Source organism: Halosolutus halophilus, from assembly GCF_022869805.1.
Classification (GTDB): Archaea; Halobacteriota; Halobacteria; order Halobacteriales; family Natrialbaceae; genus Halosolutus; species Halosolutus halophilus.
The window spans coordinates 2,834,692-2,860,851 of sequence record NZ_CP094974.1 but is presented as its reverse complement, the minus strand read 5'-3'; the positions used below and the strand labels follow the sequence as shown (position 1 = coordinate 2,860,851).

Here is a 26,160-nt window from a genome sequence, read left to right as displayed (position 1 = left end):
TCGCCGATCGGAGACCGGTCGCCGTCCCCGAACTCACAGCGGGAGCGGCAGCCACTCGAGATACTGCAGGTACGGGAGCGGATCGAACAGCGGGTCGTGCAACACGAGCCAGTCCAGCAGGACGAGGCCGGCGCCGTGGGCGATCACCGACGGGAGGATGGAGTTCGACTCGTAGTCGACCGCTCCGAAGAGGACGTCGGTCGGCCCCGACAGCAGGAACTCGATCGGGGGTTTCGAGGAGTGGTGGATCATGTAGACGACGGGGCTGATGAACACCGCCTTGAACCCGATCTCCCTGACCCCGACGCAGAGCAGTCCCCGGTAGTAGGTCTCGGCGGCCAGTGCGAGCGCGAAGAGCTTCACTGCGTGGGGGAGAAACTCGGCCGGCGCGGCCGAGGTCTCCCACATCGGGTAGAACGTCCGGATGGTCGGCAGCGTCGATCCGACGAGATAGAAGGGGAGCACGAACATCGCGAGCAGGACCGCGTTCCGGACCGCGACGCGGTCGACGGTCCAGCCGATGTGTCTGCCCTGCGAGAACCCGAGCGCAAGCGGGCCGCCGATGAGCAGGACGCTGTCGACGATCGCCCGGCGGCCGAGTTCGCCGGGGACGACCTGCATCCACACAGCCGTCAGGACGGCCCCGGTCAGCAACGACTTCTGGAACCAGGAGAGCCGGTCGAACTGGGCGCGCGCCCAGCCACTCAGCGTCCGGTCCTCTTCAGTGGCCACGGTTCGTCACTCGTCTGCGGTCGGGATTGGCCCGGTGCCGACGACCTGGCGGACGTGTCGCTCGAACTCCTGGTGACGCTGGAAGTACGTCTCGTCGATCTCCTCGAGCACGGCCGACAGCTCTCGGGGGCCGTCGGGGGTCCGGATCACGCTGTCGCCCTCGAGCCGATCGACTTCGCTCTTCTCTTTCGGCCAGGTCAGTCGTGACGTCACGCGGGCGAGGGGTGCCCCCTCGACGGGGGTCTGCTCTCCGAGTGATACGGCCGGCTCCGCCTCGTCGTCCTCGTCGCTCATAGGCGGTGGTTCTCGAGCGTGGCGATTCAAGCTTTCGTTTCCCGGGGTCGGCCACGAGCCGATCCTCTCTCTTTGACGAAACGTGTCTGACATACCGTTTTGTGGTCCGAGCGTGAATACGCTCGCATGACTAGCCTGACGGAGGTTTACGACGGGGCCGCACGGGAGGGAGCGAGCCTCCGGCGGCTGTACGCGGGGACGGCCCTCGTCTGTCTCGGCGCGATACTCGCGGTCGTGGCCGTGCTCGTGGCGACAACCGATCTGTTCGTGGCGTACGTCGGCGATCACTACGCCGCCGTGCGTGCCGCGGGGGTGCTGGCCGGGGTCGGCGTCCCGGCTACACTCGTCGGAGTCTTCGTCGTGTTGCCGGCGGGTCGTCGCGTCCGAGCGGCCGCCGCGATCAGTTCGAGCCTCTGCCTGCTCGGCGTCGCCCTCTTCTGGCACGCCTACCCCGACCACTGGCGGGGATACGGGCAGGACCTTACGCTGGAAGTGTCCGCGATCTACCTGCTCGGGCTCGTTATCGCGATCTGGTGTCTGTTCGCCGCGATCGTCAACTTCAAGACCCGGAACGACCCCGGCGGCATGCTCGAGATGAACGTCACCCGCCACAACCAGACGATCGTCGAGGTCGACGAGAGCGGCGACACGGGGGGACTCGGCGGCGTGGGGTTCCTCGGCGGAACGCCCGACGGTGACGTGGAGACGCAGACGAACGAGTCCGACGCGGCCGCACCTTCCATCGGGAGTGGCGGGCAGTCGCGAACAGGGACGGGCGGAGGCGCAGCCTCCGGTCGCCGATCGAGACTCGCCGGTCCCAACGGCGCGGCGACCAGCGACGGCGGATCGACGACGACGGACGTCTCGTCCCCGATCGGCGGCGACAGCCGCGGCGCGAAAGCCGTCGATACGCCGGAGACGGCGGACGAACTCACCGATCGATACTGTGGCAACTGCAGTCACTTCGAGTACGTCCGCTCGTCCTCGGGAATGGTCCCCTACTGCGCCCGACACGACTCGGCGATGGACGACATGGACGCGTGCGAGGAGTGGACGCCGAATCGCCGCTGATTCGGCGTCCGTCAGCCGTTGTGCCCGCGAATTCTCGCGTCGAACGATCGACCGTTCCTGTCTACCCGCTCTCGACGTCGCCGGCCGGTGCGATCGGCGTCGATAGACTATGGTAATTGGTACCGATAGACAAACACTAAGCGACTCGTTGTCGTACGGAGTTTATGGGCGCGATTGAGCGACCGGCGTTTTCGTCGGAAGACCGCAAACGGATCTACGAGTACGTGGAACGCCACGGAACCGTGAAACGCCACAAACTACGGCAGGTCGTCGAACTCCCGGCGTCGGAGTTCGAAACGCACCTCGAGGCGCTAACGGCTGACGGCTACCTCACGGAAGACGACGGGACGTTACAGCTCGCACTCGAGTTCGGGGCCATCGAGACGTACGAACAGAACGGCTTCGAGTTCACTGTCCGGCCGGCGCGCCAGCGGGATTTCGAGGGGCTCGTCGAGACCATCCGTGACGTGACGTCCGAGGAGACGTACGTCGTCGCCGAGACGATCGCCGCGGAACTCCTCTACGAGAACGCGGTGAACAGGCACAACACCGTGAAATCCAGGATGTTCTTCGTCGCGACCGTCGACGGCAACGTCGTCGGCTGGACTCACCTCGACCTGCCACAGGTCGAGCAGGTACAGGGAACCGCACAGCAAACCGTCGGAGTGAAGGAGGCCTATCGCGGCCACGGAATCGGAAGCAAACTTCTCCACCGCGGTATCGAGTGGGCCGAGGCGAACGGCTACCGGAAAGTCTACAACAGTATTCCGGTCGTCAACGACGACGCGCTCGAGTTCCTGACGATGCACGGCTGGGACACGGAGGCGATCCGCCGGAACCACTACACGATCGACGGCGAGCACGTCGACGAGGTGATGATGGCCTACGAGCTGTGATCGGGAGTGGCCCCGATCCAGTTCCCACCTCAGGCCGTCGGGCGGCTAGATTCCGAGCGCCGCCCGCCCCACGTCGAAGCCCCGCTGTGGAACCTCGAAGACGATCAGCGCGACGAGAGCGAGTTCGCCGGCGGTGACGAGGACGGTCGCGAGCGTCGCGCGCGAACTGCTGACGGTGACGCCGATCGGAAGCCCGAACTCCTTCTTCCAGACCGGATAGAACAGTGCGATGCCGCGTTTGCTGCCCGCCACGTCGAGCACGTAGTGTGTCAACACGCCGATCCAGACGTACTCGAGGTTGCCGAAGAGTGACGGGAAGACGTAGAAGCCGACGAGCATCGGGAGATTGTGCAGCGTCTTTCGATGTTTTCCGAACGCCGTGTCGACGTCGGGAAAGAGCGCACCGAGCGTGACCGGGATCCCGATCGCGATCATCGTCTCGAACGTTTTCAGATCGCCCGCCGGTTCGAGCAGATACCCCAGCCCGATACTCAGCAGGATGGCATTGAGAACGTGACCTTTCTTGTTCATCCACTGGTACTGGACAGTCGACTTTCGAATAGTTTTCTCTCTGGAGTGTCGGCCCGTCGAACCAGTTTGGATCGCTGGCAGGGTAGCGATCGGAGCGGGTTTCGATATCGTATCGGGACCGAGGGGACCTCCCGCGGGCGCGCCGAGACTATGCTCCCATCGATTCGAACGCCCATCGTCACCGGTTCGAACGCCGATCCGCACCGCCCCGATCGTCAATCGAAACCCACGCCGCGGCGGTAAATCGCCTGGTTGCGGGTCTGCAGGACGGAACCGGGTGCGCTTACGCGCGGTCTCGGTCGTCGATGGCCGAGAGTAGATCCGCGAGCGCCTGGTCGACGGTTTTCGCCCGGACGGCGGCCCGATCGCCGTCGAACTCGTAGCGGGAGACGGTGCAGGCGGAGGTCTCCGAGCCCCACGGCCCGGCGTAGGCGACGCCGATGTAGACGGTACCGACGGGGTTCTGGTCGGTGCCGCCGGTCGGCCCCGCGATGCCGGTGGTCGCGACCCCCCACGTGACGTCCGTGACGTCCCTGACGCCGCGGGCCATCTCGCGCGCGACGGGTTCGGAGACGGCCCCGTGTTCGTCCAGCGCCTCGCGGCTGACGCCGAGGTGGCGGCGCTTGGCGTCGTACGCGTAGGTCGTCAGCCCCGAATCGAAGTAGTCGCTCGCGCCCGGCACGGCGGTGATCGCCGCGCCGATCAACCCGCCGGTACAGGACTCCGCGACGGCCAGGGTTTCGTCGCGGTCCCTGAGCGCGTCGGCGACGTCCATCGGCTGATCGCGATCGATGTCGTCGTTCATACGTGCTACCGGACGCGCTGTCGGGTTGTAAGCGACGTGGATAGTGACGACGAGTCGCTCCGTGACGAAAGAACGACGGTACCGGCCCGCCCAGTACCGGACATGGAGTACGAGACGCCGCTGTTCTTTCACGTGATGGAGTACGCGGCACAGGCGGATCGCGACGTCGTCGACATGGTGAGTGGCAACCCCGACTGGGACCCCCCGGAAGCGCTCCGGGCGGGGCTTCACGACTACGCCGACTTCGACTCCGATCGGTTCCAGTATCCGCCCAGCGAGGGGCTTCGCGAACTGCGCGAGGAGATCGCCGCTCGGCGCGGGGTCGCCGTCGAACAGGTCGTGATCACGAACGGGGCCGGCGAGGCGAACTACCTCGCGATGGCGCGCGCACTCGAGCGCGATCGGGGCCGGGAGATCCTGCTTCCCGACCCCGTCTACCCCTACTATCCCGGCAAGACGACGCTACTCGGCGGGACCCAGTCCTACGTGACTGCCGACGAGACGGGGCAACTCGATCCGGCCGAGGTCCGGGCGGCCGCGAGCGAGGAGACGGCCGCGATCGTCGTCAACTCGCCGAACAACCCGACAGGTGCGGTCTACCCCGAGGAGACGGTCCGGGAACTCGTCGCGATCGCCGAGGAGTACGACGCGATCCTGATCAGCGACGAGGTGTACGACCACTACGACCTTTCGGGCCGATTCACGAGCGCGCTCCAGTTCGACTCGGACCACCGCATCGTCACCAACGCGTTCTCGAAGTCGTTGGCGATCACCGGCTTCCGGGTCGGCTACGCCGTCTTCCCGCCACGTCTCGTCGAGAACGCCAGGAGCCGCCACATGCTGGTCAACGTCGCCGGAAGCCGGCCCGCGCAGTACGCCGTCCTGCGGGCCCTCCGCGAGACCGGCCCCGACTACTACGAGCGCAATCGGGACCTGCTCGCCGATCGGGTCGCCACGTTCACCGACGCCCTCGACGCGGCGGGTGCGGAGTACACCACGCCACAGGGCGGATTCTACGTGATGGCTCGCTTCGACGGCTACCCGGGGACGCTCGCGAACGTCGAGCAACTGATCGACGAGGCGGGCGTGGCCGGCATGCCCGGCGAGGCCTTCGGCGATTCGCGGGCCGACTGGCTCCGGTTCGCGCTCGTCACGCCGCGCGTCGAGGAGGCGGCCGATCGGCTGGCGTCGTATTTCGACTAGCGGAGTCGATCGCCGGGGATCGAGTCGGCTCACTTCACGAGTCGTCGTTACAGTGGCGACCCACCCGGACGCTAACTGACGACGAGTTCGGCGTTTAGCTGGCTGTGGAGGACCGTTTCGAGATCGATGCCGACGCCGAGGCGGTCGGCCAGCAGTCGGCGCCATCGCGACCGCATCGATTCCCCGATGACGACGTAGTCGACGTCCTGCTGGGCGGCCTCGTCGAGAATCGCTTTTTCGATCAAGAACGCATCCCGGACGTGACAGGTCGCGTTTTCGGGTGGATCGATCTCGTCCTCGACGGCTCGACGGAGTTCCGTTCGATCGATGTCTCCGCCCTTGTGGAGGGCGTTCACGTGCAGGATGAACAGATGGGCATCGTCGAATCCCTCGGCGAGGTCGATCGCGTGGGTTACTGTCTGCACGCTGGCCGTGTTCGGTGGATAGCGGATCGGCACCAGCAACGCGGTCCGAGTCACGGTACTCGTACACCCAGCTAGCATATGAACCCCGCTTCTGGATTCTGGACCACGGAGGGGTCAGGCTGCGTCCGCGTTCCCCGTCTCCGGAATGGGCTCGACCAGGAACACGTAGTCCGCGTAGACGCCATCGAGGTTCGTGGGGTTCTCTTCGGCGGTGTGGTCTCGACACAGGACTGCCTCCGCCTCGACGGCACCGTGACCGGTCTCTTCCTGGTATCGTTCGAGGACGCGGAACGTCGCCGGTTCGGTGCAGCCGCGACGGTGACACTCGCGACGTGGGTCCGGATCGTCGCCCGCCTCGTGCTGGATCTCGTCGTCCCCGCGCTGGGTCTCGTCCCGTTCGTCACGGGGTTCGGCTTCGTCACCGCGGTCACGGGCCTCTTCGAGTTCCCGCTCTCGCTGGCGGTTCTCCGCGTCGCGGGCTTGTTTGTCTCGACCCTTTTTCGTATCTCCCATACCGTGTGTACACGGGAATAAGCGGGATAACGCTGTGGTCGTTCTCCGCAGGCCCGCTGGAACCGCCGTCGGGACCCACGACTCTCGGCCCGGCGTCGATGCAGGCCTGCTGTTCGCGCGTTAGCGGAGCGTCCCGGTCCACTCGCAGTCCGTGCAGGCGAACAGCCCTGCGCCGTCGATCGTCTCGCATCCACAGTTCGGACAGTCGGTCGAGCCGGCAGTGCCGATCGGGCCGGCTGGATCCCGCGACCGGAGCACGCCGCGGGCTGACGCGGTCGGGAGGAACCCGGTTCGATCGGATCCGTAGGGGAACGGTTCGATGGCTCTCCGGTCCGCCAGTTCGTCCGCGGGTCGCTGTGTGAGTCGGGGTGTCATGGGTTCTGTAAGGGGGATATCGACGAAATCGTGGTCGGCGGTCTTCACGTCGATCGACACGCTCCACGCGAATAAGGTTAGCTCTTAAACACATTAATGGGTAAGGCAATATAATAGTTAGACTCAGTGTATAAGGGTATCATAGGTCAGGATCGTCAGCGGTTCACGGTCCGATCGATCGGGGAAAGACCGACGAATACTCCTGTCCGGACCGGGAATCGGCCCGTATGAGTGGAATCGACGTCGAGCCGGTCGACGAGGAAGGTTCGGACGAGACGCGAGACGATGGCGAGACCGACGCGGACGACGGTGCGCACACGATCGAGGTGACGCCGACGGACGCCGTCGAGGGAACGGAGGACCGCGAACGAATCGACGTCGAGCCATCGGACGAGCCGATCGACGGGCCCGAGTACGTACTCTACGGCGGGAAGGGCGGCGTCGGGAAGACCACGATGGCGGCCGCGACGGCGCTGGACAGCGCCCGCGGCGGCACTCGCACGCTCGTCGTCTCGACGGATCCAGCACACTCGCTGTCCGATACGTTCGAGACCGACGTCCCCGCCGAACCGGGCCGCATTCGCGAGGACGTCCCGCTCTACGGTGCCGAGATCGATCCCGAGCACGCGATGGAGCAAGGGAAAGCGGCCTTCGCCGCGCAGGGCGAGGAGGCCCTCGGTGGACTCGGCGAGATGCTCGGCGAGGAGTCGCCGATGGACGCGGTCTTCGGCGGCGCGATGCCCGGTGCGGACGAAGCGGCCGCGATGCAACTACTGCTCGAGTACATGGACGACCCCCGGTTCGATCGGGTGATCGTCGACACGGCGCCGACGGGTCACACGCTTCGCCTGCTCCGACTTCCCGAGATGATGGACTCGATGATGGGCCGGATCCTTCAGTTTCGCCAGCGAATCGGCGGAATGATCGAGGGGATGAAGGGGATGTTCGGCGGGCAGGAACCGCCCGAGGAGGAGGCCGATCTCGAGGATCTCCAGGAGTTGCGCGAGCGGATCGAACGGTTGCGGGCCGCGTTACGGGACCCGGCCCGGACCGACTTCCGGATCGTCATGGTCCCCGAGGAGATGAGCGTCGTCGAGTCGAAGCGCCTGCGCCAGCAACTCCGGGAGTTCGACATTCCGGTCGGGACGGTCGTCGTCAATCGGGTCATGGAACCGCTCTCGAACGTCACCGACGACGTCGAGGGCGAGTTCCTGCAGCCGAACCTCGACGACTGCGAGTTTTGCCAGCGACGCTGGGACGTCCAGCAAACCGCACTCGCCGAAGCGCAGGAACTCTTCCGTGGGACCGACGTTCGGCGCGTCCCGCTGTTCGCGGACGAAGTCCGCGGCGAGGGGATGCTCGAGGTCGTCGCGGCCTGTCTCCGGTAGCGGGCCGGGACGTGATCGCCTCGTCCTCGTCGATCGACGACGACAGGGGGTAACCGCTCTCGACGACTCACTACGGGACCGTTCTCGACAACTGGGAATGCGGCGAACGGTTGATGATCGTGTTCGAGAACTCTCGAACGAGACCCCTATGGGAGACACCGACACGATCGACCGGGAACTGATCCTCGACGTTCTCGACGAGTCCCAACCAGCGACGATTCCGGACCTTGCAGCCTCCCTCGATGAGCACCCGGTCACGGTCGAGCGCCACTGTTATACGCTCCAGCAGGACGGCGAGATCCGGCAGTGTACCGGTGGAGCGTACACGCTCTCCGAGGGCGTCCGGACCGACGGAACGGCAGCCGATTGAGAGCTCCGGGCCCGGAGTCCGGACCCGGGTGCCCATCTCCGAGGGTTCGTCCTGGCTGCCCGACTGCCCCGTAACTGGTTCCGTCCCGAAACTGGTTCTTCAGCTCAGACTGGCGATTTCGGAAGGAGCGACGAACTGTCGTGAGACGCCCGTCACGCGTCCGAAATTCGGTATTCCTCCCCCTGTTTTCGAACCAGGTTCTCCCGTTCGAGCAGCCGAAGGATGCTGTAGAGACTCAGTTTCGGGACGTTCGTCACTCGATGGAGGTCGTCGACCGTCTGCCCGCCGAGCAGGTCGAGACAGAGGTAGACGAGTTTCGCTCGCGGAGCATCGACGGCTGGTGGAATGCGAACCTCTGTATCCGTCCGTTCGAGATCATCCGTGGTGACTGTCATCGATCGCGACTCTATCATCGACGATAATAAATGCTTGTTACAACGATCGTCGAAATCGGGGGGCGGCAGTTCGAGTGCCGTGTTCGTCTCGTGACGTCGACCGGACACTCGCCGGTGGTCGATCGACTGCCCCGGACAGGTACCGGCTCTCGCGGACTCAGTCGGCCGCCGGGACGACGAGGACGCGAAGGTCGTTCACGTTCGTGCCCGTGTATCCGGTCCGGAGGAGCGCCGATCGGTCGTCGAGCGCGTCGTAGACGTCGTTCTCGGCGAGTGCGCGTCGCGCAGTTTCGGACTCGTCGGGCGGGATCGACTCCCGATCGACGATCGCACCGGCGGCGTCCGTCGGGCCGTCGATGCCGTCGGTATCGACGCTCGCGAGGATTGCGTCGGTCCCGGTATCGGCGAGTTCGAGCGCCGTCGCCAGCGCGAGTTCCTGGTTCGGCCCGCCGGTGCCGTCGCCGTCGACGGTGACGGTTACCTCGCCGCCGGAGAGGACGATCGCCGGTCGCTCGACGGGATCGCCGCCGGCCGCGATTTCGGCGGCGACGCCGGCGTGGACGCGTCCGACCTCGCTTGCCTCGCCGCCGAGTCGACTGGAGAGCACGAGCGGTTCGTAGCCACGCTCTCGGGCGACGTCGCGGGCGGCGTCGATCGCCGTCCGGCCGTTCGCGAGGCAGTGCCAGTCGCCCTCGTTCTCGGCGACGGCCGGGTCGTTCTCGTCGGGGGTCTCGGCCAGTTCACCGTCTGCACCTCGTTCGAGTCGATCGACCACCGATTCCGGCACGGAGTCACGGATGTCGTAGCGATCGAGCACGGCGAGCGCGTCGCCGAACGTGCTCGCGTCGGGCACCGTCGGCCCGCTTCCGATCACGGACGGATCGTCGCCGACGACGTCGCTGATCGCGAGCGTGACGACGGTCGCGGGAGCGGCCGCGCGTGCCAGTTGCCCGCCCTTGATCGCCGAACAGTGCTTGCGGACGGCGTTGATCTCGTCGATCGAGGCACCGGACGCGAGCAGCGCGTCGGTCGTCCGCTGCAGGTCGGACAGCGTGAGGTCGGTGGCGGGCGCACACCACAGCGCGCTCGCACCGCCCGTAACGATCGCGAGCACGAGCGTCTCACCGGTGGCGGACCCGGCGCGTTCGAGAATCTCCGCCGTCGCCTGGACGTTCCGCTCCGTGGGGGTCGGGTGATCGCCCTCGCGAACGTCGATCGGACCGGCGGCGGCCGTGTCGACGTTCGTCGTGACGACGGCGCCGCCGTCGAGACGGGACCCGAGCCGATCGGCGAGCGCCGCGGCGAACCCGCCGGACGCCTTGCCGCCGCCGAGGACGAGGAGTCGGTCGTACTCGTCGAGATCGTAGGCCGCGTCACCGACCGCGAACGTCTTGCCGTCGAGATCGACGGTGGAGGAAACCACTTCCTTTGGCAACGCGGCTGTGATGCCAGCCTCGAGACAATCCAGGGCGGTCTCGTGTGCTGGCGTCCTCGCACGTCGTTCGCGGTGGTGGAACATGTCGTGTCCTCTTAGACCAGCTTCCGGAGCAGTCCGTACCCCGCATCACGGAACCGATCGGGAAGGTACCGGGCGTAGACGCCGAACTGGCCGAGCGGCCCGACCGGGTACCGCGCCGGCGGCTCGGGACAGGTACCGGCCTCGAGGATCGCCGCGGCGACGTCCTCGGGCGTGGATGCGAAGGGTCCGCCCCTTCCGCCGCCGATCAGCTGTGCGTCGTCGTAGATCTCGTACAGTTTCTCGTAGGCCGGCGTCCGATCGGCCTCCGGGAGTTCCTCGTCGGCCCGATCGGAGAAGTTCGTCTCGACCGGCCCGGGTTCGACCAGGACGACGTCGATCCCGAATTCTTCGACTTCGCTGCGCAGCGCGTCGCTCATCGCTTCGAGGGCGTGTTTCGAGCCCGAGTACGCGCCCGATCCCGGGAGCGAGACGCGGCCGGCGACGCTCGAGACGTTGACGATCCGGCCCTCGCCCTGGGCGCGCATGTGCGGCAGGGCGGCGCGTGCGAGACGGTGGGGGCCGTAGACGTTGACGTCGAACTGCCGGTGGAGATCGACCGTCGAGACGTCCTCGATCGGACCCATCTGGGCGTAGCCGGCGTTGTTCACGAGACAGTCGATCGCGCCGCCGCGGTCGACGGTCTCCTCGACGACGCTCGCGACCTGGTCCGGATCGGTGACGTCGAGTTCGAGCGTCGTACAGCCCGCGTCGGCGAGTTCCGCGATGTCGTCGGCGTTTCGCGCGGTCGCGATCACCTGCCAGTTCTCCGCGAGGAAGGCCTCGGCGGTCGCACGGCCGATCCCGGACGAACAGCCGGTGATCAGGACGCTCTGCTTGCGCGTGTAGCGATCGTCGTCCGCCCTGGTCGTCTCGCGGCCGCGGTCGTCGTCGGGCGTGCTCGTCGTGTCTGGATCGCGAGCGTCGACGGCGCGGCCCCCGTCGTCGGTCTCCGCTTCCTCGGCGTCCTCAGCGATGGCCATGCGCGAGTGATTCGTGCGGCGATACCTAAGTAGCGACGGTTTGTCGCGCTCACCGGACCGTCACGACGACGGACACGATCCGCCACGACGACGGGGCGACGTAACGACGGCTCACGACGTCGCCGACCACTCGCACGCGTCACCGTCGGTGAGGGTTTCGGCGTCGACGTGTGCGACGAGGCAGCCGTAGTTACAGAACTGGCTCGTCCGTCCTTCGCTCGCGTCGCGGCCTTCGGTCGCGACCACCGGGTCCTGGGCCTCGACGTCGCGACCGCAGTAGGTGCGAGCGATTCCCATAGTCGACGCTCGCGTGCCGGGCGGAACGTCGCTGTCCTGCGTCGCGCTGCCGCGGCTCAGTCGAGGGCGTCCCGCTTCGCCTCGTCGGCGTAGCTGTCCGCCAGTCGAACCGGCTCCGGCAGTTTGTACGACGTGGTGAGCGCGAGGACGACGTCCGCGGCGGTCTCGGGGCCGACGCGGTGGCCTGGACTCACGTAGAGCGGATTGATGTACCGATCGGGCGAGTCGTACTGGCGGGTCTGGACGGCGTAGCCGATCAGCGTGCCCTCGGGCGCGTCGACCCTCGCGTTCGCCTCGATCGCGACCCGTGTCCCCTCCGCCAGATTCTCGACGTCCGATCGCGGCCGGCCACAGAGGAGGCTCTTGGCGACGCCGATACACGGCGCGTCCAGCACGACGCCCATGTGGGTCGCGATGCCCGCCTGCCGGAAGTGGATGCGGCCGCTGCCGTCGAACAGGAGCAGATCGGGGTCGACGGACAGTTCCTCGAGCGCGGCGAGGATAGGCCGTCCCTCGCGAAAGGAGAGGAGACCGGGGATGTACGGAATTTCGAGGGGCGTCACCGCGTGCACGCGCTCGATCACTTCGCCGCCCTGCATCGCGACGACGGCGCTCAGGGCGCGATCCTCGGTCCCGTCCTCGTCCTGGAGAAAGGACTGGTCCACGCCGGCGACGATCGGCGGCTCACCTTCGCTCGCCGCCGCCGCGAGCGGGTTCGAGAGGAGCCCGGGATCGATCGGCACGTCGTCGGTGAAGACGGCGGCCGCGGCGATGTCGCGCTGGAGAGCCTCCATCTCGTCGCGGGATAGCTCGGCGTCGGGGACGAGGTCGGGACGAACTGGATCCATCGATGGAGGTGCGTAGCGGCCGCGGAAAAATCAGTGTCGGGGTTCGGCGGGTGGACGATCGAACGGATCAGAACCGGCCGCGACCGGGGCCGCCGGGTCCGCCCGGCCCACCGGGGCCGCCTGGCCCGCCGGGACCACCGCCGAGCTGGAACTGGTTCGGCGTGCGGACGTTCTGGGTCCGCTTGACGTACTCACCGTATCCCAGGCCGATCGCGAGGCCGACGAGGTGGGCCATGTGGGCGACGGTCCCGCCGCCGCCTGCGGTGAGGAAGAAGACACTGAAGACCGCGTAGCCGCCGGTGAGAATCCAGATCGGGATCGGGAGAATGAAGTACAGGTACACTTTGAGCCCGGGGTTGAGGATCGTCAGGACGCCCATAATCGCCAGCGCGGCACCGCTAGCGCCGAGGACGCCGGTCGCCCCGCCCTGTGCGGCTGTGATTCCGATCTGCCCGAGGCCGGCGAGAGCGCCGCTGACGAGAAACAGAATCGCGAAGTTTCGCGACCCGACGTAGCGCTCAACGAGCGGGCCGAAAAAGAATATCACGATACTGTTTCCGACGATGTGGAAGAAGTTGGGAAACGGCGCGTGGGCGAAGATCGAGGTGAACCAGGTCCAGACGAATTCCGGTTGGCCCGGCGAGAGGACAAACAGCGCCTCGTGCAAGGCGGGCGATCTGAGCAAGTAGAGGGTGAAAAACTGCGCGGCGTACGTAATCCACATCAACGCGAGGAACGTGTACGTCATGTTCCCCCGGAAGTACCCGAGCGGCCCGCCCGGCCCGGTGTCGATCGGAAGTTTCGCCGCCAGGCTGGCCGACTTGGATTTGCCGCCCGAGTCGACGCTGTCGTCGAAGCCGCTGTCGAAGACGCCCTGCGGATCGTTCCAGTTGTTCAGACTGGTACAGTCGTGGTTCTCCGGCAACCGGTGCTCCGAACAGTAGGTTCCCCCGCAATGCCGGCAGTTGTACGGCATGCTTTCGTCTTTCCCACACACGTCGCACGTAGCCATTGGGGAGGGGTATGCGTGGCATAGCTAAGGGAGTTGGGGTTTCCCCCGGTCGATACCGGGACTCGACGGGGACGCGATCGATCCGACGGACGTTTTTTTACGCCGCGGCCCGCAGTTCCGTCCGTGCAACCGTACGAGCGCAAGCAACTGCTCGAGCGCGTCGAGCGCGAGGGCGCGACCGTCGGGGCCGACATCCCGGAGACGATCACGGTGCAGGGGGAGGCGATCGATCTCCAGCAGTTCGTCTTCGAGATCAAGCGCCGCGAGACGGTCCCGCGCGGCGAGCGCGACCGCGTCGAGCAGGCGAAACGGAACCTGCGACGCGAGCGCATCGAGCGACTCGAGCGCATCGAAGAGGGCGCGATCAGTCGCGAGGAGGGCGAGGAACTCGCACAGAGCGTCATCGGGATCGATCGCGCGTTGAACGCACTCGAGAGTCTCGGCCCGACCGACCTCGAGCGCGAGCAGCAGGCCCAGCAGGCCGCAGACACGAAACGCTGGATGTCGTTCCTGAAGAAGGCGCTCGGGCAGGAGGACGAGGGCGCCGCACGGAGGGGTCGGTGATGGCGACGAACGCCGAGATCGCCGGCCGCTTCGAGGAGTTCGCCGACCTGCTCGAGGCCGACGACGTCGAGTACAAACCCCGCGCGTACCGTCGCGCCGCCGACAACATCCGTGCCCATCCCTCGCCGATCGCCGACTACGTCGAAGACGACAACCGCGACCGGATCGAGGACATCGACGGCGTCGGGGACGCCATCGCGTCGAAGATCGTCGAGTACGTCGAGACCGGCGAGATCGAGGAACTCGAGGAACTGCGCGCGGACCTCCCGATCGACATCGCGGACATCACCCGGATCGAGGGCGTCGGCCCGAAGACCGCCGGGAAGCTCTATCGGGAGTTGGGGATCGAGACGCTCGACGATCTGGAGGACGCGGCCGAGGCCGGTGAGATCCAGGAGGTCTCGGGATTCGGCCCCAAAACCGAACGGAACATCCTCGACAATCTCGAGTTCGCCCGGACGATCGGCCAGCGGCAGTTGCTCGGCGAGGCGCGCCCGCTCGCCGACGACGTGCTCGCCTTCCTCGAGTCGATCGACGCGGTCGATCGCTGCGAGGTCGCGGGATCGATCCGCCGGTGGCGCGCGACGATCGGCGACGTGGACGTCCTCGTCGGCACCGAGTCGAACGAGGACGTGATCGACGCGTTCGTGAACTGGGATTCGGTCGACAGCGAGATCGAGTCCGGCCCCGATAAGGCGAGCGTCCGCGTCGGCGAGATTCGGGTCGACCTCCGCGTGGTCGTCCCCGACGAGTTCGGCTCAGCCCTGCAGTACTTCACCGGTAGCAAGGATCACAACGTCTCCCTGCGCAACTACGCGATCGATCGGGGAATGAAGCTGAACGAGTACGGCGCGTTCGACGTGAGCGAGGCGGGACGCGCCTCGGGGGGTCGGACGGAGTCCGACGGTGAGATCGACGATCCCGACGCGGGTCAACGCGCGGGCGAGCGGGTCGCCGGCGAGACCGAGGAAGGGATGTACGAAGCGCTGGATCTCGAGTGGATGCCGCCGGAACTGCGCGAGGATCGCGGCGAGATCGACGCCGCGGCGAGCGGCGAGTTGCCGGACCTGGTCACTCGAGACGACGTCCGGGGCGACCTGCACACCCACACCGGCTGGTCGGACGGCAACAACACCATCTCGGAGATGGTCGAGGCGGCCGAGACACGCGGCTACGACTACTTCGGGATCGCGGACCACGCCGAGGGGCCGGGCGTCGTCGGCGACATGGGACTCACGGACACCCAGATCCTCGAACAGGTCGAGTCCATCCGCGAGGTCGACGCCGCGGCCGACGTCGAGGTCTTCGCCGGTATCGAGGCGAACGTCGACGCGGGCGGCGAGATCGATCTCGGCGACGAGGTGATCGAGGAACTGGACGTGATCGTCGCCTCGCCCCACAGCGCGCTCGATCAGGACGCCGAGACGGCCACGGAGCGACTCGTCCGGGCGATCGAGAATCCCGCGATCGACGTGCTGGGCCACCCGAGCGGTCGCCTGCTCAACGACAGATCGGGGCTGACGTTCGACGCGACTGCGCTCGGCGAGGCCGCGGCCGCCTCGGACACAGCGCTGGAGGTCAACAGCAACCCGCGACGACTCGACCTCTGGGGGAGCGCCGTCCAGGCCGCGATCGAGGCCGGTGGTTCGATCGTGATCAACACCGACGCCCACCAGCCGTCGACGCTGGAGTTCATGCGCTGGGGGGTCCACACCGCGCGCCGCGGCTGGGCCGAACCCGCGGACGTGATCAACACCTGGGAACTCGCGGAACTGCGGGCGTTCCTGCACTGATCGCCCCGGTACCTCAGATCGATCCTCATGCACCTGCTTCTCGACGTCATGTGCGGCGGGATAGACTCCTACCTGCGAATGTGTGGCTACGACACCGTCTACGCCGGCGATCGCGGTCTCGAGGAAGACGACGAGGTACTCGCGCTCGCCCGCGACGAGGATCGGACGCTGATCACGCGCGACGTCGACCTCGCAGCCCGCGCCGACGAGTCGCTCCTCCTCGAGTCGCGCGAGGTCGACGCCCAACTCGCGGAACTCGCGGCGGCGGGACTCGACCTCACTCTCACGTCCGATCCCGAGTTCTGCGGCCGGTGTAACGGCCCGCTCGAACCGGTTCCGGAAACCGACTCGACGCCCGACTACGCGCCGGATCCCGGATCGATCGACGTCTGGCACTGTGAGGCCTGCGGCCAGCACTTCTGGCGCGGGAGCCACTGGGATCGGGTGGCGCGAACGCTGTCGGAAATCGACCGAGACGGGGAGCCGGACTCGCCGTGATCGCTCGCGCGTCTCGCTGGTCGGTTCCGTTCTCACGGTTCGATGGCACCCCGAAGGTATTCCGGGTGGACGACGATAGTCGACACATGCCGGAGGATACCGATCGCCTCGACGAGGCCGGCAAACAGGCCGCCTACATCACGAACGAGTGGAGCGACGACCCCGCGATCATGCAGACCCAGGCGCTGTGTTACGTCGGGTTGCAACTCGAACGGATCGCGGACGCGCTAGATGAGGGGGACTGACGCCGGCGCGATCGCGACGAACGATCGATCAGTAGACCGCCACGTCGTCGAACCGGCCGTCGTACGCGATGTGGCGCGGATGCGTGGGCTCGATCCCCGAGAGGAAGAGTCGATCGGCCTTCTTCCAGGTGTTCTCGTACCCGAGGTGGACGAGTTCGGTGGCGGTCGTTCGAACCCGTTCCAGGCCGTTCTTGTAGACGACCCGCCGAGCGACGCCGTCGGCGAGCGCGTCGATCAGTTCGGCGTCGGTTTCGAACTGGCTCTCGAACGCGGTGTACGAAATCCCCACGGAACTCGGGAGGTGGGCGTACGACGACGTGAACGGCGGGAGCGACAGCGTATCGGTGAGTTTGCGTGCGCGGCGGTTGTGCGAGGGGAGGTGTTTCGGATTGAAAATTTCGACGGCGTCGATGGCGTCCGCGTACTCGTGGATATCGGCCTCGGTGAGGCTCACGTTGGCGAACTCGGGGTGTGGCGCGAGGACCGTCGCGTCCTGGCGTTCGAACTCGTCCATCGCCGCCTCGAGCGAGATGAAGTCCGGTACTGGCTCTTCGAGTCCCAGTGCGAGGACGTGCTTGCGATTCTTCCACGACCCGGTGAATACCTCCCGAGCGGGGACGACCACCAGGTCGTCGCTCGAGTACTCGGCCGCCCGTCGGCGGATCTCGGGCAGCCGCGTGAAGTGGGGCGCGTAGACGATCGCGTCGAGGCCGGCACGTCTGGCGCGTTCGACGACCCGATCGTCGAGCACCTTCACGTGACAGTCGACTCGGAACTTCGCTCCATCGCTCACGGGTAACGTGTCCTTTCGAGAGAGGTGAGTTATGGGTTCTGATTCGCCAGCCAGTTGCGATCGCTCCTCATCACGTCGACGATCGGGTCGTCGGTCGCCGTCGGCGTCGGACGACGACGGCGTCGACCTGCTGGCCGCGGCTCTGCGAGGGTCGCCGACCAGGATCGGCGATGCCTCCCCGAGGACCTCGTCGATACCCTCGGAGGTTTGCTGCGAAAAGACCATTAGGACGGCCGGTCGATTTTCCGAGAGCATGGCCTGGCAATGCGGCATCAGCGGCTGCGGTTCGATGTTCGAAGAGGTCGAGTCGGCGGTGGTCCATCAGGCGACGGAGCACGAACGCCGCGAGTGCAAAGTCTGTGGAACCGTCGTTCCGGACGGTTATCTCGCGATCCGTCACGCGTTCACCGAACACAGCCGTGCCGAGTACGTCCGCGCGTACGGCGCCAGCTCCGAAGCGGTCCGCGAGCGGGAAGAACTCCTCGACGAGATCGCTGAGGTCGCCGACATGGAGACGATCGCCAAGCGACTCAAGCGATAACCGCAGGCGGGTCCCCGTGCCGTCGTGGTCGCTGGAGCGTCGCCTCCACGGTTCCGTCTCCAGCAGCCTCTCCCAGAAGTACGATAGAACGGGCCGTTCGCACGGGTCGACGAACTATCGTTCGTCGCTATATTCAGTGCGGCTTCGCCGCACTGACCGCTTGACGAACGCGTTAGCGCTCGTCACTGTCGAGCACGCGGATCTGATCGCCCCGGACCGTCACGGGAATCGGAACCGTCGCCTCGTACAGTTCGACCGTCACCTGGTCCTTGCCTTCGTCGATACGCTGGACCTGTGCTTTCTCACCCTTGAACGGGCCGGCGATGAGTTCGACGATGTCGCCCTCGGCGATCCCCTCGACGTCCGGTTTCGGCGACAGGAAGTGCTCGACCTCCGAGATGTCCGACTTGCCGGGGACGATGCTGCGAGCGTGGGGGATGTCCTCCAGGACGCGCTCGAGGACCGCGTCACCGTCCGCCTCGACCATGACGTACGAGGTCAGCGAGTCCGGCGCGAGCGCGGCGTGGATCTCGTTCTCCTCGCGGTTGATGATCATGTCGGCGACGGTCCGCTCCTGACTCGCGGTCGTCTTCACGGCGAAGATGCCCATTACACGCCACCACCGGGGAGGTACAGCATGACGGCACCGATGAGGAAGCCGATGAGGCCGACGAGGACGATCCCTGCACCGGCTATTTTCGATACCTGAAGGAACTCCTCGGTCGTGGGTGTCGTCGCCATTTTCAACACCCGAACGTACGAGGTGAGGTCGTACGGAACGTCCATATCTGTCTATTCACAACGCGGCGTCTTTTATCTGTCTTTCGTGTCTTCCGGACGGTCACGGTCGATCGGGACAGCAGCGCCGTCGATCGGCCCCCGCAGTCGCCCCACGTTGCACTCGACGGCACGGCGTCCATACCGATCGATCCCGAACTCCGACCGTCATGGCTGAAGACGACACCGACAGGACAGACGAGTACGAGGCGGAACGAGAGGCCGAAATCGAGGAGGAACTCGAGCGCGTCGATCAGGACCCCGATCAGGTCGACGCCGGCGACGACCTCGGGACCCAAAACGCCCCGCGCGAGGACGAGGAAGAGATCGAGGACCTCGAGGATGCCGAGGAGGACCACGAAGCGCCGGAGTAGCCCGAGAGGCGGTCCGTCGCCGATCGTCGGCTAGCTGAGGGCCGGCAGCACCGATTCTTCGTAGAAGTCGACGAACGCGGCCTGGTTCGATCCGATCTGGTGGACCACGACGTGATCGTACCCGGCGTCGACGTACTCCTCGATCGTCTCGACGTGTTCGTCGGGGTCGGGACCGCAGGTGATCAGTTCCGCGACGTCGTCCTCGGAGACGATCTCGGTCGCCTGTTCGAAGTGAGCAGGCGTCGGGAGTTCCCACATGAGTTCGCCGGGGAGCCCCTCCACTGGCCACAGGTCGGCCGCCCGTTCGACCGCCGTCTGCGTGTCCTCGTCGTAACAGACGGTGACTTCCCCGTACCGCGGCTCGTCGCCGCCCGCGGTTTCGAACGCTTCGATCAGCTCCGGATCGGGACTGACGCCGATGAGGCCGTCGCCGACCTCGCCGGCGAGACGGGCCGCCTTCGGGCCGTCGGCGGCGATCGGGATCGGCGGCGGTTCGTCGGGAAGCGTAAAGAGCCGCGCGTTCTCGACGGTGTAGTACTCGCCGTCGTAACTCGTCGTTTCGCCCTCCCAGAGCGTTCGAACGATGTCGATCGCTTCCTCGAGTTTCGCCAGCCGAACGTCGTGTTCGGGCCAGCGCTCGCCCGTGACGTGCTCGTTCAGGTTCTCGCCGGTCCCGACGCCGAGGAAAAACCGGCCGGGGAGTTGCGCGCCGGCGGTGGCAGCCGCCTGCGCGACGATCGCCGGGTGGATCCGCGTCGTCGGACAGGTCACGCCGGTTCCCAGCCGCAGGTCGTCGGTCGCTCGCGAGATGGCGCCGATCACGTTCCAAACCATCGGGCTCTCGCCCTGGGTCGCGGTCCACGGGTGGTAGTGATCGGAAATCATCGCGAAGTCGAAGGCCGATTCGTCCGCGAGCTGGGCGTACTCGACGAGGTCGTCCGGCCCGTGCAGTTCGGAGGTGAGTTTGAGGCCGAGCTGTGTCATGGTTTGGGAGTGAAAGATCGGGATACGGTCGATCGGACGCGACGCTCGAACGGGTATCGGGATCGATCGCCCACCCGGAGCACCGGGTGCCGAGATCGATCGCGCGAGCGCAGTACAGCCGTCCTCACCGAGGACGGTGCCGGGATGGCTTGCGTATGCTTCCGTGCCATCGGTCTGGTCAGGGAGATTCTTCCTCCGGCCGCGGCTCGAGGGTCAACTCGACCGTCTGGCGCTCACCGTCCCGGACGATCTCGACGTCGATCGTCTCGCCCGGCGAGGTTTCGAGCGCGAGCACCGACGACAGCCGGTCCTGGTTCGGAATCTCTTCGCCGGCGATGGCCACGATCGCGTCGCCGTTGACGGGAACCGACGCGTCGTCCACGGTCGTCGTCTCGTCGGCGGCCTCGAGAACGCCGTCTGCGGGGCCGTCCGGGTCTGTTTCGACGACGAGGACCCCTCGTGGTTCTTCGAGGGCGTTCGCCTCGGCGATCAGCGGACCGACCGGGAGCACTCCGACGCCCATGTAGGCGTGTTCGTACTCGCCGTCCTCGACGAGCGCCGGGACGACCCGATCGGCGAGCGCGGCCGAAATCGCGAAGCCGATCGTCTGGCCCGCGCCAGCGAAGACGACCCCGAGGACGTCCCCGTCGAGGGTCACCAGCGGGCCGCCGCTGTTGCCGGGGTTGACCGGCGCGTCGGTCTGAATGGCCGCCGGGATGGAGAACCCGGTCGGACTCGGGAGCGATCGATCGACCCCGCTGACGATCCCCTGTGAGATCGAGGCGTCGAACCCGAACGGGTTACCGAGTGCGAGCACTTCCTGTCCGACCACCGGGTCGTCGGCGGCGAACGAGAGGCCGTCGGGGCCGTCCGGCAGGTCGTCGACGTCCAGGACCGCGAGGTCGCTGTGGACGTCCGTTCCGATCACCGAGGCCGTCCGCCACTGCTCGTCGCGGAACTGGAGTTCGATCTCGGCTGCCTCGGCGACGACGTGGTCGTTGGTCACGACGTACCCGCCGTCGATCACGAACCCGGAGCCGAGTCCGCCGGGCCCCTCCGGCCCCTCGCCGAACACGTTGACGAGCACGACGTCGTCGATCGTCTCCCGATAGACGGCCGCGTACTCCTCGTCTTCGTCCTCCTGGATCGCTCCCGCGGCGGCCGTCGTGCTGGCGATCCGATCGCCGTCGGTGGCTCCGTAACCGCCGACGGCGCTCGCCGCGAGCGTCGCGCCGGCCGCGCCGAGCAATCCCCGTCGAGTGAGTCTGTCTGACGTCACGCGGGGTTCCACCCCGACGAGCGAGATAAAACATTCACCAGCACCGGCGTCTGACTCGCCCCGGCCCGTCGCGTGCGAACTGTCCTCCTCTGGCCCATCGCGTGCGGAGTTCACGGTCGAGTTCGAACCGCGGTTCGACTACGCGCGGACGACGCCGAGGCTCGAACGGTCGGCCGAGGGGGTAGTCGCGGCTAGCGACGACGAACGACTCTTTCTGTTCGCCGACGACGCTCTGGCCGATCGGCTCGAACTGTCGTCGTCGGCCGTAGTCCGGGGGACAGTCAGCCTCGCCGCTGGCGAGTCTTGCTGGATCGGCGTCCAGTACGGCGGCCGGGAGCCGCTGTCGTCGATCGATCCGGCGGTCGCGCTCGACGAGACGAAGCGATACTGGCGCGAGTGGGTCAGCGACCGCGACGGCGCGCCCGGGTCGATCCCGGAACGGTGGCACGAGATGGTCGTCCGATCGGAACTCGTCTTGAAGCTGCTGATCCACCACGAAACGGGCGCGATTCCCGCCGCGGCGACGACGTCGCTCCCCGAGGCGATCGGGTCCGATCGATGCTGGGATTACCGATACAACTGGGTCCGCGACGCGAAGTTCGCCGTGGAAGCGTTACACGATACGGGTCACCGAGAGGAGGCTCGCCACTACTTCGACTGGTTCTCGGAGATCGCGCGGACCGACCCGGAAGCGATCCAGCCGGTCTACGGCCTCCACGGCGAGACCGACATCGACGAGCGAATACTCGATCACCTGTCGGGCTACCGCGATACCGGGCCGGTGCGGGTCGGAAACGCCGCCGCGACCCAGTACCAGCTGGACATCTACGGGACGATCGTGCAGGCGGTGTCCGAGATGATCCAGCTCGATCGGGAGACGGCCATCACGGACGACGAGTGGAACGCCATCTGCGCTATCGTCGACGTCGTCCGTGCCCACTGGGACGAACGCGACGCCGGCATCTGGGAGTTCCGGAACGAACGCCGCCACTTCCTGCACTCGAAGTTGCTGTGCTGGGTCGCGCTCGACCGGGGGATCGCGCTGGCGACCGAGACCGACTTCGAAGCCCCCCTCGAACGGTGGCGCGAGGAGCGCGAGGCGGTCCGCGAGGCGATCGAGGACCGCGGCTACAGCTCGCAGGCCGACAGTTTCGTCCAGCACTTCGAAACCGACGTGGCACTCGACGCAACGGCCCTCTTGATCCCGGTCTACGGGTTCCTCCCGCCCGAGGACGCCCGCGTCCAGGCGACGATCGACGCCGTGATCGATCGACTGACGACCGACGACGGCCTCGTGGTCCGGTTCGTCGATACGGACGTCCGCCGCGACGAGCGGACGGCCTTCCTGCTGTGTTCGTTCTGGCTGATCGACGCGCTCGTCCTCTCGAACCGACTCGATCGTGCGCGGGAGTACTTCGAGAACGTTCTCGAGTACGCGAGTCCCCTCGGACTGTACTCGGAGAAGGTCGATCCGAGGGACGGGCAGTTGCTGGGCAACTTCCCGCAGGCGTTCAGCCACCTCGGGTTGCTGAACAGCGTGACGTATCTCGCACGGGCGATCGAGACGGACGGGGACGTGATGCCGACCGACGTCCACCCCGACCACGACGAGTCGTTGTTTCGGTGCAGTGAGTCCCCGGACGAGACGGAATGCGGAGATGGGTGAACTGGCGGCTCCGATTCCCTATTCCGCATCGAAGAGTTCTTCGCCCTCGACCATGTGCGCCGCGACGGCGTCCATGTCGAGGGTGACGCCCAGTCCCGGCTTTTCGGGGACCTCGATGTAGCCGTCCTCGATGACGTCTTCCTCGACGAGGTCCTCCCACCAGCCGAGTTCGTAGGAGTGGTACTCCACCGCGAGCGAGTTCGGGATGGCCGCGCCGACGTGGACGCTGCCCATCGTCGCGACCGGCGAGGCGACGTTGTGCATCGCCACCGGCACGTAGTACATGTCCGCGAGGTCGGCGATCTTCGCCGTCTCGCGCATACCGCCGACCTTGGGCATGTCCGGCGCGATGATGTCGACGGCTTGCCCTTCGAGCAGGCGGCGCTGGCCGTGTTTGCGGTAGACGTTCTCGCCGACGGTGATCGGCGTGCTGGTCGACTGGGTGACCTCGCGCTGGACGTCGTGGTTCTCCGGCGGGACGGGGTCTTCGAGCCACCAGACGTCGTATTCCTCCAGGCGCTTGGCGAGCCGTTTGGCGCTGCCGCCGGAGAACGTCCAGTGGCAGTCGAAGGCGACGTCGGCCCGCGAGCCGACGGCCTCGGTGACCGCCTCGACGATCGAGGCCTTGTGTTCGATCTCGGGTTCGCGGAGGTGGCGGTTGGCGCGGTCCTTCTCGTGGCCGCTGGGGACGTCGAGGTCGAACTTCAGCGCGTCGTAGCCCAACTCTTCGACGACGCGTTCGGCTTCCTCGGCGCAGGCGATCGGGTCCGCCTCTTCTTCAGTGTGACAGTCGCAGTAGACGCGAACCTCGTCGCGGTACTTGCCCCCGAGCAACTGGTACGCTGGAACGCCGAGGATCTTGCCAGCGAGGTCGTGGAGGGCGACCTCGATGCCCGAGATGGCGGTGACGGTGACGCCGCCGATCGACCCTTCACCGGACATCTTCTGGACGAGGTGCTCCGTGAGACGATCGATGTCGAGCGGGTTTTCGCCCTGCAGGAAGGGGGTCATGCGCTCGATCAGTTCGGGTGCACCCGCGCCCCAGTAGGCTTCACCGGTGCCGACGATGCCGGCGTCCGTATAGATTCGAACGAGCGTCCATGGGAAGTTGCCGTCGACCATCGTCGTCTGGACGTCCGTGATCGCGACGTCCCGGTCACCGCCGCGCTCTCGCGTCACTCCCATCGTCTCCGCCGAGAGGTCCCGCATCGTGTACTCGGCGTTCGGGTCGTGTAGCCGTGTGTAGTCGACACTCATGGCTCAATTACTTACTCGAACAATAGTAATAGTTTCTATCTCGGCGATCGAGGTCGGAGGACGTCGCCCGGCCGATCGGGCCGACCGATTCCGGTCGGGGACGGTCGGTTCAGATCGCAGCGAACTCGACAGCCGTTTTGATGACGTCGTCGTCGTCGGTGAAAGCTGTCTGGAATTCGTCGAGACCGTAGACCCCGGTGACGAGGTCGTCAGTGAACCACTCGGGCAGCTGGACGAGGCTGTCGACGGCGGACTCGAAGTGGCCGCGGTGGGAGTTCACCGTCCCGAGGAGGGCCTTGTTGTGGAGCACCAGTTCCCGGTGGAGGCGACCACCGTCGATCTCGAACTCCCAGGGTTCGGGGACGCCCAGCAGGACGCCGACGCCGTTCGGCGCGAGCGCGTCGACCGTCTCGACGGCGTGTTTCGCGTAGCCGGTCGCCTCGTAGACGAGGTCGACGGGCTCGTATTCGTCGGGAATCTCGGGCACCGGCGTCTTCCGGGAGTCGACGTACGTTCCGCCGAGGTCCTCGATGAGGTCGATCGACGGGTCGGGCCGATCGCGCCGACCCAGACAGTAGGTCCGGTCGATGTCGAGCACTTCCTCGAACATCGCGAGCGTCACGAGGCCGAGCGAACCGTTCCCGAGTACGATCGCCGAGTCGGGTTCCCAGTCGAACGCCGACCGGGAGGCGACGGCGTGTTCGATCGCCTTCTCGCTGATGCTGATCGGTTCGACGAGGAAGCCGAGCGGGGCGAGGTCCTCGGGGATCGGGACGAGGTACTCGGCGGGGCTGGTGAAGTACTCCGCCATGAACCCGTGAGCACCGACGATGCCGCGCTCGACGTACTCACCGTCGGGAGCCATGTCGGGTTCGCCGCGTTCGAAGTACTCGTTCGTGCCGTTCGGTTGCCGTCGGACCGTGGGGACGACGTACTGACCCTCCTCGAGGTCGGTGCCGTTCGCGTCTTCGACGACGCCGACGGCCTCGTGGCCGAGGACCAGCCGATCGTCACCCTCGGGAACTTCGCCGTGGTGGCCCGCGATGACCTCGTGGTCCGTCCCGTCGACGCCCACGCGGAGGGTCCGAACGAGGGCCTCACCGGGAGCGGGATCGGGGCGGGGCCGCTCGACGATGTCGGGCTCGCCGGCCCCGGGCTCGACTGCGATCGCTTTCATGTCTCGGCCAACGGGTGCTTGGGCTAAAAGATTTACCCTATCCGTAGTAAATATTTGAACAGCGCACGAGCACCGCCGATAATTATCGGTTCCCCGGGATCGTTTGTCCCGCGGACCCGGGTCGTCCTACCCGGGTACGAGACGAAGTCGGTATCGAACTCGTCCGTATTCACGGGACTGGGACAGTAGCGGCGTCAGCAAGGACCGACCGACGAAACCGGAGGACCCCACCGTTAGAGCGGCCGGTGTGACGAGGGATTCGCGATCGGACCGGTCCCGGCAAGCGAGACTCGCCCGGCACGTCCCCTCCGGCAACAATTTTCACCGACCGTAGTAAATATCGTGAACGGTGGTCGGCTACCGCCAGTACATCTCGTAATGTTGTCATCGTGGGCGTCCCGAACGCATCGTCGCTACTGGACGCCGGATCGACGGAGACGGCAAAAGATCACGAAACGCGAAGACGCCGCCTCTGGCGCCGCCGCGTCGGCGAGATCGGCGTTCCACTGGGTCGATGACGCCGGCTGTCGCCGGCTGCTCGCGGTCGAGGACGGGGAC

General features: G+C 66.5%; 32 protein-coding genes. 12 read left to right on the top strand and 20 right to left on the bottom strand.

Going from position 1 to position 26,160, the window contains the following annotated elements; translation table 11 throughout:
* Positions 1 to 33 precede the first annotated feature (33 nt).
* Together MUG98_RS13970 and MUG98_RS13965 are read right to left on the bottom strand one after the other, a co-directional pair.
* Positions 34 to 732 carry a CPBP family glutamic-type intramembrane protease gene (locus MUG98_RS13970; protein ID WP_265108055.1) on the bottom strand — a complete coding sequence of 233 codons (699 nt, stop codon included), beginning with the start codon at positions 730 to 732 and terminating at the stop codon, positions 34 to 36.
* 6 nt (positions 733 to 738) lie between these two features.
* Positions 739 to 1,026, bottom strand: coding sequence for a DUF5789 family protein (locus MUG98_RS13965; RefSeq protein ID WP_265108054.1), 288 nt, complete (start codon positions 1,024 to 1,026; stop codon positions 739 to 741).
* 126 nt (positions 1,027 to 1,152) lie between these two features.
* Between MUG98_RS13965 and MUG98_RS13960 the strand changes: the two genes are divergently transcribed.
* Together MUG98_RS13960 and MUG98_RS13955 are read left to right on the top strand one after the other, a co-directional pair.
* On the top strand, positions 1,153 to 2,097 hold the full coding sequence (locus tag MUG98_RS13960) for a cell division protein CdpA domain-containing protein (protein WP_265108053.1): 945 nt from the start codon (positions 1,153 to 1,155) through the stop codon (positions 2,095 to 2,097).
* Between the two features lie 164 nt (positions 2,098 to 2,261).
* Positions 2,262 to 2,993, top strand: a complete 732-nt coding sequence (locus MUG98_RS13955) for a GNAT family N-acetyltransferase (RefSeq protein WP_265108052.1) — start codon at positions 2,262 to 2,264, stop codon at positions 2,991 to 2,993.
* 45 nt (positions 2,994 to 3,038) lie between these two features.
* Here MUG98_RS13955 and MUG98_RS13950 read toward each other — a convergent pair whose 3' ends face one another.
* Positions 3,039 to 3,524, bottom strand: a complete 486-nt coding sequence (locus MUG98_RS13950) for a metal-dependent hydrolase (protein ID WP_265108051.1) — start codon at positions 3,522 to 3,524, stop codon at positions 3,039 to 3,041.
* 283 nt (positions 3,525 to 3,807) lie between these two features.
* A complete protein-coding gene (locus MUG98_RS13945; RefSeq protein ID WP_265108050.1) occupies positions 3,808 to 4,329 on the bottom strand; it encodes a CinA family protein in 522 nt (173 codons plus the stop codon).
* A gap of 102 nt (positions 4,330 to 4,431) precedes the next feature.
* Here MUG98_RS13945 and MUG98_RS13940 point away from each other — a divergent pair, with 102 nt between their 5' ends.
* Positions 4,432 to 5,532, top strand: coding sequence for a pyridoxal phosphate-dependent aminotransferase (locus MUG98_RS13940; RefSeq protein WP_265112461.1), 1,101 nt, complete (start codon positions 4,432 to 4,434; stop codon positions 5,530 to 5,532).
* A gap of 71 nt (positions 5,533 to 5,603) precedes the next feature.
* Here MUG98_RS13940 and MUG98_RS13935 read toward each other — a convergent pair whose 3' ends face one another.
* From MUG98_RS13935 to MUG98_RS13925, 3 genes are all read right to left on the bottom strand, one after another.
* On the bottom strand, positions 5,604 to 6,011 hold the full coding sequence (locus tag MUG98_RS13935; protein ID WP_265108049.1) for a universal stress protein: 408 nt from the start codon (positions 6,009 to 6,011) through the stop codon (positions 5,604 to 5,606).
* 60 nt (positions 6,012 to 6,071) lie between these two features.
* Positions 6,072 to 6,470, bottom strand: coding sequence for a hypothetical protein (locus MUG98_RS13930; protein ID WP_265108048.1), 399 nt, complete (start codon positions 6,468 to 6,470; stop codon positions 6,072 to 6,074).
* Positions 6,471 to 6,590: 120 nt separating this feature from the next.
* Positions 6,591 to 6,845, bottom strand: a complete 255-nt coding sequence (locus MUG98_RS13925) for a hypothetical protein (protein WP_265108047.1) — start codon at positions 6,843 to 6,845, stop codon at positions 6,591 to 6,593.
* 227 nt (positions 6,846 to 7,072) lie between these two features.
* Between MUG98_RS13925 and MUG98_RS13920 the strand changes: the two genes are divergently transcribed.
* Both MUG98_RS13920 and MUG98_RS13915 read left to right on the top strand, forming a co-directional pair.
* Positions 7,073 to 8,233 carry an ArsA family ATPase gene (locus MUG98_RS13920; RefSeq protein WP_265108046.1) on the top strand — a complete coding sequence of 387 codons (1,161 nt, stop codon included), beginning with the start codon at positions 7,073 to 7,075 and terminating at the stop codon, positions 8,231 to 8,233.
* A 148-nt stretch (positions 8,234 to 8,381) separates the two neighbouring features.
* Positions 8,382 to 8,603: a helix-turn-helix domain-containing protein gene (locus MUG98_RS13915; protein ID WP_265108045.1), complete on the top strand. Its 222-nt coding sequence runs from the start codon at positions 8,382 to 8,384 to the stop codon at positions 8,601 to 8,603.
* Positions 8,604 to 8,755: 152 nt separating this feature from the next.
* Here MUG98_RS13915 and MUG98_RS13910 read toward each other — a convergent pair whose 3' ends face one another.
* From MUG98_RS13910 to MUG98_RS13885, 6 genes are all read right to left on the bottom strand, one after another.
* Positions 8,756 to 8,998, bottom strand: a complete 243-nt coding sequence (locus tag MUG98_RS13910) for a helix-turn-helix domain-containing protein (RefSeq protein ID WP_265108044.1) — start codon at positions 8,996 to 8,998, stop codon at positions 8,756 to 8,758.
* Between the two features lie 157 nt (positions 8,999 to 9,155).
* Entirely contained in the window at positions 9,156 to 10,517 is a 1,362-nt protein-coding gene (locus MUG98_RS13905) for a glycerate kinase type-2 family protein (RefSeq protein ID WP_265108043.1), read from the bottom strand.
* Positions 10,518 to 10,528: 11 nt separating this feature from the next.
* Positions 10,529 to 11,497: an SDR family oxidoreductase gene (locus tag MUG98_RS13900; protein WP_265108042.1), complete on the bottom strand. Its 969-nt coding sequence runs from the start codon at positions 11,495 to 11,497 to the stop codon at positions 10,529 to 10,531.
* A 111-nt stretch (positions 11,498 to 11,608) separates the two neighbouring features.
* Entirely contained in the window at positions 11,609 to 11,794 is a 186-nt protein-coding gene (locus MUG98_RS13895) for a hypothetical protein (protein ID WP_265108041.1), read from the bottom strand.
* A gap of 56 nt (positions 11,795 to 11,850) precedes the next feature.
* Positions 11,851 to 12,642, bottom strand: coding sequence for an endonuclease V (locus tag MUG98_RS13890; RefSeq protein WP_265108040.1), 792 nt, complete (start codon positions 12,640 to 12,642; stop codon positions 11,851 to 11,853).
* Between the two features lie 67 nt (positions 12,643 to 12,709).
* On the bottom strand, positions 12,710 to 13,654 hold the full coding sequence (locus tag MUG98_RS13885) for a rhomboid family intramembrane serine protease (RefSeq protein WP_265108039.1): 945 nt from the start codon (positions 13,652 to 13,654) through the stop codon (positions 12,710 to 12,712).
* A 123-nt stretch (positions 13,655 to 13,777) separates the two neighbouring features.
* Between MUG98_RS13885 and MUG98_RS13880 the strand changes: the two genes are divergently transcribed.
* The 4 genes from MUG98_RS13880 to MUG98_RS13865 all read left to right on the top strand — a co-directional run bounded on the left by MUG98_RS13880 (position 13,778) and on the right by MUG98_RS13865 (position 16,754).
* Complete coding sequence (locus tag MUG98_RS13880; protein ID WP_265108038.1) at positions 13,778 to 14,218, top strand: DUF5788 family protein; 441 nt, start codon at positions 13,778 to 13,780, stop codon at positions 14,216 to 14,218.
* A complete protein-coding gene (polX, locus tag MUG98_RS13875) occupies positions 14,218 to 16,011 on the top strand; it encodes a DNA polymerase/3'-5' exonuclease PolX (protein WP_265108037.1) in 1,794 nt (597 codons plus the stop codon). The genes MUG98_RS13880 and polX overlap by 1 nt, the downstream gene beginning before the upstream one ends.
* A gap of 27 nt (positions 16,012 to 16,038) precedes the next feature.
* A complete protein-coding gene (locus tag MUG98_RS13870) occupies positions 16,039 to 16,509 on the top strand; it encodes a Mut7-C RNAse domain-containing protein (RefSeq protein WP_265108036.1) in 471 nt (156 codons plus the stop codon).
* 86 nt (positions 16,510 to 16,595) lie between these two features.
* Positions 16,596 to 16,754 carry a hypothetical protein gene (locus MUG98_RS13865; RefSeq protein WP_265108035.1) on the top strand — a complete coding sequence of 53 codons (159 nt, stop codon included), beginning with the start codon at positions 16,596 to 16,598 and terminating at the stop codon, positions 16,752 to 16,754.
* 28 nt (positions 16,755 to 16,782) lie between these two features.
* Here MUG98_RS13865 and MUG98_RS13860 read toward each other — a convergent pair whose 3' ends face one another.
* Positions 16,783 to 17,547: a PHP domain-containing protein gene (locus MUG98_RS13860; protein WP_265108034.1), complete on the bottom strand. Its 765-nt coding sequence runs from the start codon at positions 17,545 to 17,547 to the stop codon at positions 16,783 to 16,785.
* 253 nt (positions 17,548 to 17,800) lie between these two features.
* On the opposite strand from MUG98_RS13860, the gene MUG98_RS13855 reads away from it, so the two are divergent.
* A complete protein-coding gene (locus tag MUG98_RS13855; RefSeq protein WP_265108033.1) occupies positions 17,801 to 18,088 on the top strand; it encodes a DUF7565 family protein in 288 nt (95 codons plus the stop codon).
* A 172-nt stretch (positions 18,089 to 18,260) separates the two neighbouring features.
* On the opposite strand, the gene MUG98_RS13850 is transcribed toward MUG98_RS13855, so the two are convergent.
* Complete coding sequence (locus MUG98_RS13850) at positions 18,261 to 18,698, bottom strand: transcription elongation factor Spt5 (protein WP_265108032.1); 438 nt, start codon at positions 18,696 to 18,698, stop codon at positions 18,261 to 18,263.
* The gene (locus tag MUG98_RS13845) at positions 18,698 to 18,874 is read right to left on the bottom strand and encodes a protein translocase SEC61 complex subunit gamma (RefSeq protein ID WP_250139848.1); all 177 of its coding nucleotides are present in this window, start codon (positions 18,872 to 18,874) and stop codon (positions 18,698 to 18,700) included. The genes MUG98_RS13850 and MUG98_RS13845 overlap by 1 nt, the downstream gene beginning before the upstream one ends.
* Before the next feature lie 161 nt (positions 18,875 to 19,035).
* Here MUG98_RS13845 and MUG98_RS13840 point away from each other — a divergent pair, with 161 nt between their 5' ends.
* Positions 19,036 to 19,239, top strand: coding sequence for a hypothetical protein (locus tag MUG98_RS13840; RefSeq protein WP_265108031.1), 204 nt, complete (start codon positions 19,036 to 19,038; stop codon positions 19,237 to 19,239).
* A 30-nt stretch (positions 19,240 to 19,269) separates the two neighbouring features.
* Here the strand turns inward: MUG98_RS13840 and MUG98_RS13835 are convergent, their stop codons facing one another.
* Together MUG98_RS13835 and MUG98_RS13830 are read right to left on the bottom strand one after the other, a co-directional pair.
* Positions 19,270 to 20,223 (bottom strand): TIGR03557 family F420-dependent LLM class oxidoreductase, encoded by a 954-nt coding sequence (locus tag MUG98_RS13835; protein WP_265108030.1) that lies wholly within the window; start codon positions 20,221 to 20,223, stop codon positions 19,270 to 19,272.
* 178 nt (positions 20,224 to 20,401) lie between these two features.
* Positions 20,402 to 21,502: a S1C family serine protease gene (locus MUG98_RS13830; RefSeq protein ID WP_265108029.1), complete on the bottom strand. Its 1,101-nt coding sequence runs from the start codon at positions 21,500 to 21,502 to the stop codon at positions 20,402 to 20,404.
* On the opposite strand from MUG98_RS13830, the gene MUG98_RS13825 reads away from it, so the two are divergent.
* A complete protein-coding gene (locus MUG98_RS13825) occupies positions 21,483 to 23,168 on the top strand; it encodes a glycoside hydrolase family 15 protein (protein WP_265108028.1) in 1,686 nt (561 codons plus the stop codon). The genes MUG98_RS13830 and MUG98_RS13825 overlap by 20 nt on opposite strands.
* 18 nt (positions 23,169 to 23,186) lie before the next feature.
* Here the strand turns inward: MUG98_RS13825 and MUG98_RS13820 are convergent, their stop codons facing one another.
* Positions 23,187 to 24,425 carry a mandelate racemase/muconate lactonizing enzyme family protein gene (locus tag MUG98_RS13820; RefSeq protein ID WP_265108027.1) on the bottom strand — a complete coding sequence of 413 codons (1,239 nt, stop codon included), beginning with the start codon at positions 24,423 to 24,425 and terminating at the stop codon, positions 23,187 to 23,189.
* 109 nt (positions 24,426 to 24,534) lie between these two features.
* Positions 24,535 to 25,602: a glucose 1-dehydrogenase gene (locus tag MUG98_RS13815; protein WP_265108026.1), complete on the bottom strand. Its 1,068-nt coding sequence runs from the start codon at positions 25,600 to 25,602 to the stop codon at positions 24,535 to 24,537.
* Positions 25,603 to 26,160 lie beyond the last annotated feature (558 nt).

Excerpts from the sequence above, each read along its gene's own strand:
- MUG98_RS13965 (WP_265108054.1), bottom strand. The coding sequence starts at position 1,026 with ATGAGCGACGAGGACGACGAGGCGGAGCCGGCCGTATCACTCGGAGAG.
- MUG98_RS13960 (WP_265108053.1), top strand. The coding sequence starts at position 1,153 with ATGACTAGCCTGACGGAGGTTTACGACGGGGCCGCACGGGAGGGAGCG.
- MUG98_RS13955 (WP_265108052.1), top strand. The coding sequence starts at position 2,262 with ATGGGCGCGATTGAGCGACCGGCGTTTTCGTCGGAAGACCGCAAACGG.
- MUG98_RS13950 (WP_265108051.1), bottom strand. The coding sequence starts at position 3,524 with ATGAACAAGAAAGGTCACGTTCTCAATGCCATCCTGCTGAGTATCGGG.
- MUG98_RS13945 (WP_265108050.1), bottom strand. The coding sequence starts at position 4,329 with ATGAACGACGACATCGATCGCGATCAGCCGATGGACGTCGCCGACGCG.
- MUG98_RS13940 (WP_265112461.1), top strand. The coding sequence starts at position 4,432 with ATGGAGTACGAGACGCCGCTGTTCTTTCACGTGATGGAGTACGCGGCA.
- MUG98_RS13930 (WP_265108048.1), bottom strand. The coding sequence starts at position 6,470 with ATGGGAGATACGAAAAAGGGTCGAGACAAACAAGCCCGCGACGCGGAG.
- MUG98_RS13925 (WP_265108047.1), bottom strand. The coding sequence starts at position 6,845 with ATGACACCCCGACTCACACAGCGACCCGCGGACGAACTGGCGGACCGG.
- MUG98_RS13920 (WP_265108046.1), top strand. The coding sequence starts at position 7,073 with ATGAGTGGAATCGACGTCGAGCCGGTCGACGAGGAAGGTTCGGACGAG.
- MUG98_RS13915 (WP_265108045.1), top strand. The coding sequence starts at position 8,382 with ATGGGAGACACCGACACGATCGACCGGGAACTGATCCTCGACGTTCTC.
- MUG98_RS13910 (WP_265108044.1), bottom strand. The coding sequence starts at position 8,998 with ATGACAGTCACCACGGATGATCTCGAACGGACGGATACAGAGGTTCGC.
- MUG98_RS13905 (WP_265108043.1), bottom strand. The coding sequence starts at position 10,517 with ATGTTCCACCACCGCGAACGACGTGCGAGGACGCCAGCACACGAGACC.
- MUG98_RS13900 (WP_265108042.1), bottom strand. The coding sequence starts at position 11,497 with ATGGCCATCGCTGAGGACGCCGAGGAAGCGGAGACCGACGACGGGGGC.
- MUG98_RS13895 (WP_265108041.1), bottom strand. The coding sequence starts at position 11,794 with ATGGGAATCGCTCGCACCTACTGCGGTCGCGACGTCGAGGCCCAGGAC.
- MUG98_RS13890 (WP_265108040.1), bottom strand. The coding sequence starts at position 12,642 with ATGGATCCAGTTCGTCCCGACCTCGTCCCCGACGCCGAGCTATCCCGC.
- MUG98_RS13885 (WP_265108039.1), bottom strand. The coding sequence starts at position 13,654 with ATGGCTACGTGCGACGTGTGTGGGAAAGACGAAAGCATGCCGTACAAC.
- polX (WP_265108037.1), top strand. The coding sequence starts at position 14,218 with ATGGCGACGAACGCCGAGATCGCCGGCCGCTTCGAGGAGTTCGCCGAC.
- MUG98_RS13870 (WP_265108036.1), top strand. The coding sequence starts at position 16,039 with ATGCACCTGCTTCTCGACGTCATGTGCGGCGGGATAGACTCCTACCTG.
- MUG98_RS13865 (WP_265108035.1), top strand. The coding sequence starts at position 16,596 with ATGCCGGAGGATACCGATCGCCTCGACGAGGCCGGCAAACAGGCCGCC.
- MUG98_RS13855 (WP_265108033.1), top strand. The coding sequence starts at position 17,801 with ATGGCCTGGCAATGCGGCATCAGCGGCTGCGGTTCGATGTTCGAAGAG.
- MUG98_RS13850 (WP_265108032.1), bottom strand. The coding sequence starts at position 18,698 with ATGGGCATCTTCGCCGTGAAGACGACCGCGAGTCAGGAGCGGACCGTC.
- MUG98_RS13845 (WP_250139848.1), bottom strand. The coding sequence starts at position 18,874 with ATGGACGTTCCGTACGACCTCACCTCGTACGTTCGGGTGTTGAAAATG.
- MUG98_RS13840 (WP_265108031.1), top strand. The coding sequence starts at position 19,036 with ATGGCTGAAGACGACACCGACAGGACAGACGAGTACGAGGCGGAACGA.
- MUG98_RS13835 (WP_265108030.1), bottom strand. The coding sequence starts at position 20,223 with ATGACACAGCTCGGCCTCAAACTCACCTCCGAACTGCACGGGCCGGAC.
- MUG98_RS13820 (WP_265108027.1), bottom strand. The coding sequence starts at position 24,425 with ATGAGTGTCGACTACACACGGCTACACGACCCGAACGCCGAGTACACG.
- MUG98_RS13815 (WP_265108026.1), bottom strand. The coding sequence starts at position 25,602 with ATGAAAGCGATCGCAGTCGAGCCCGGGGCCGGCGAGCCCGACATCGTC.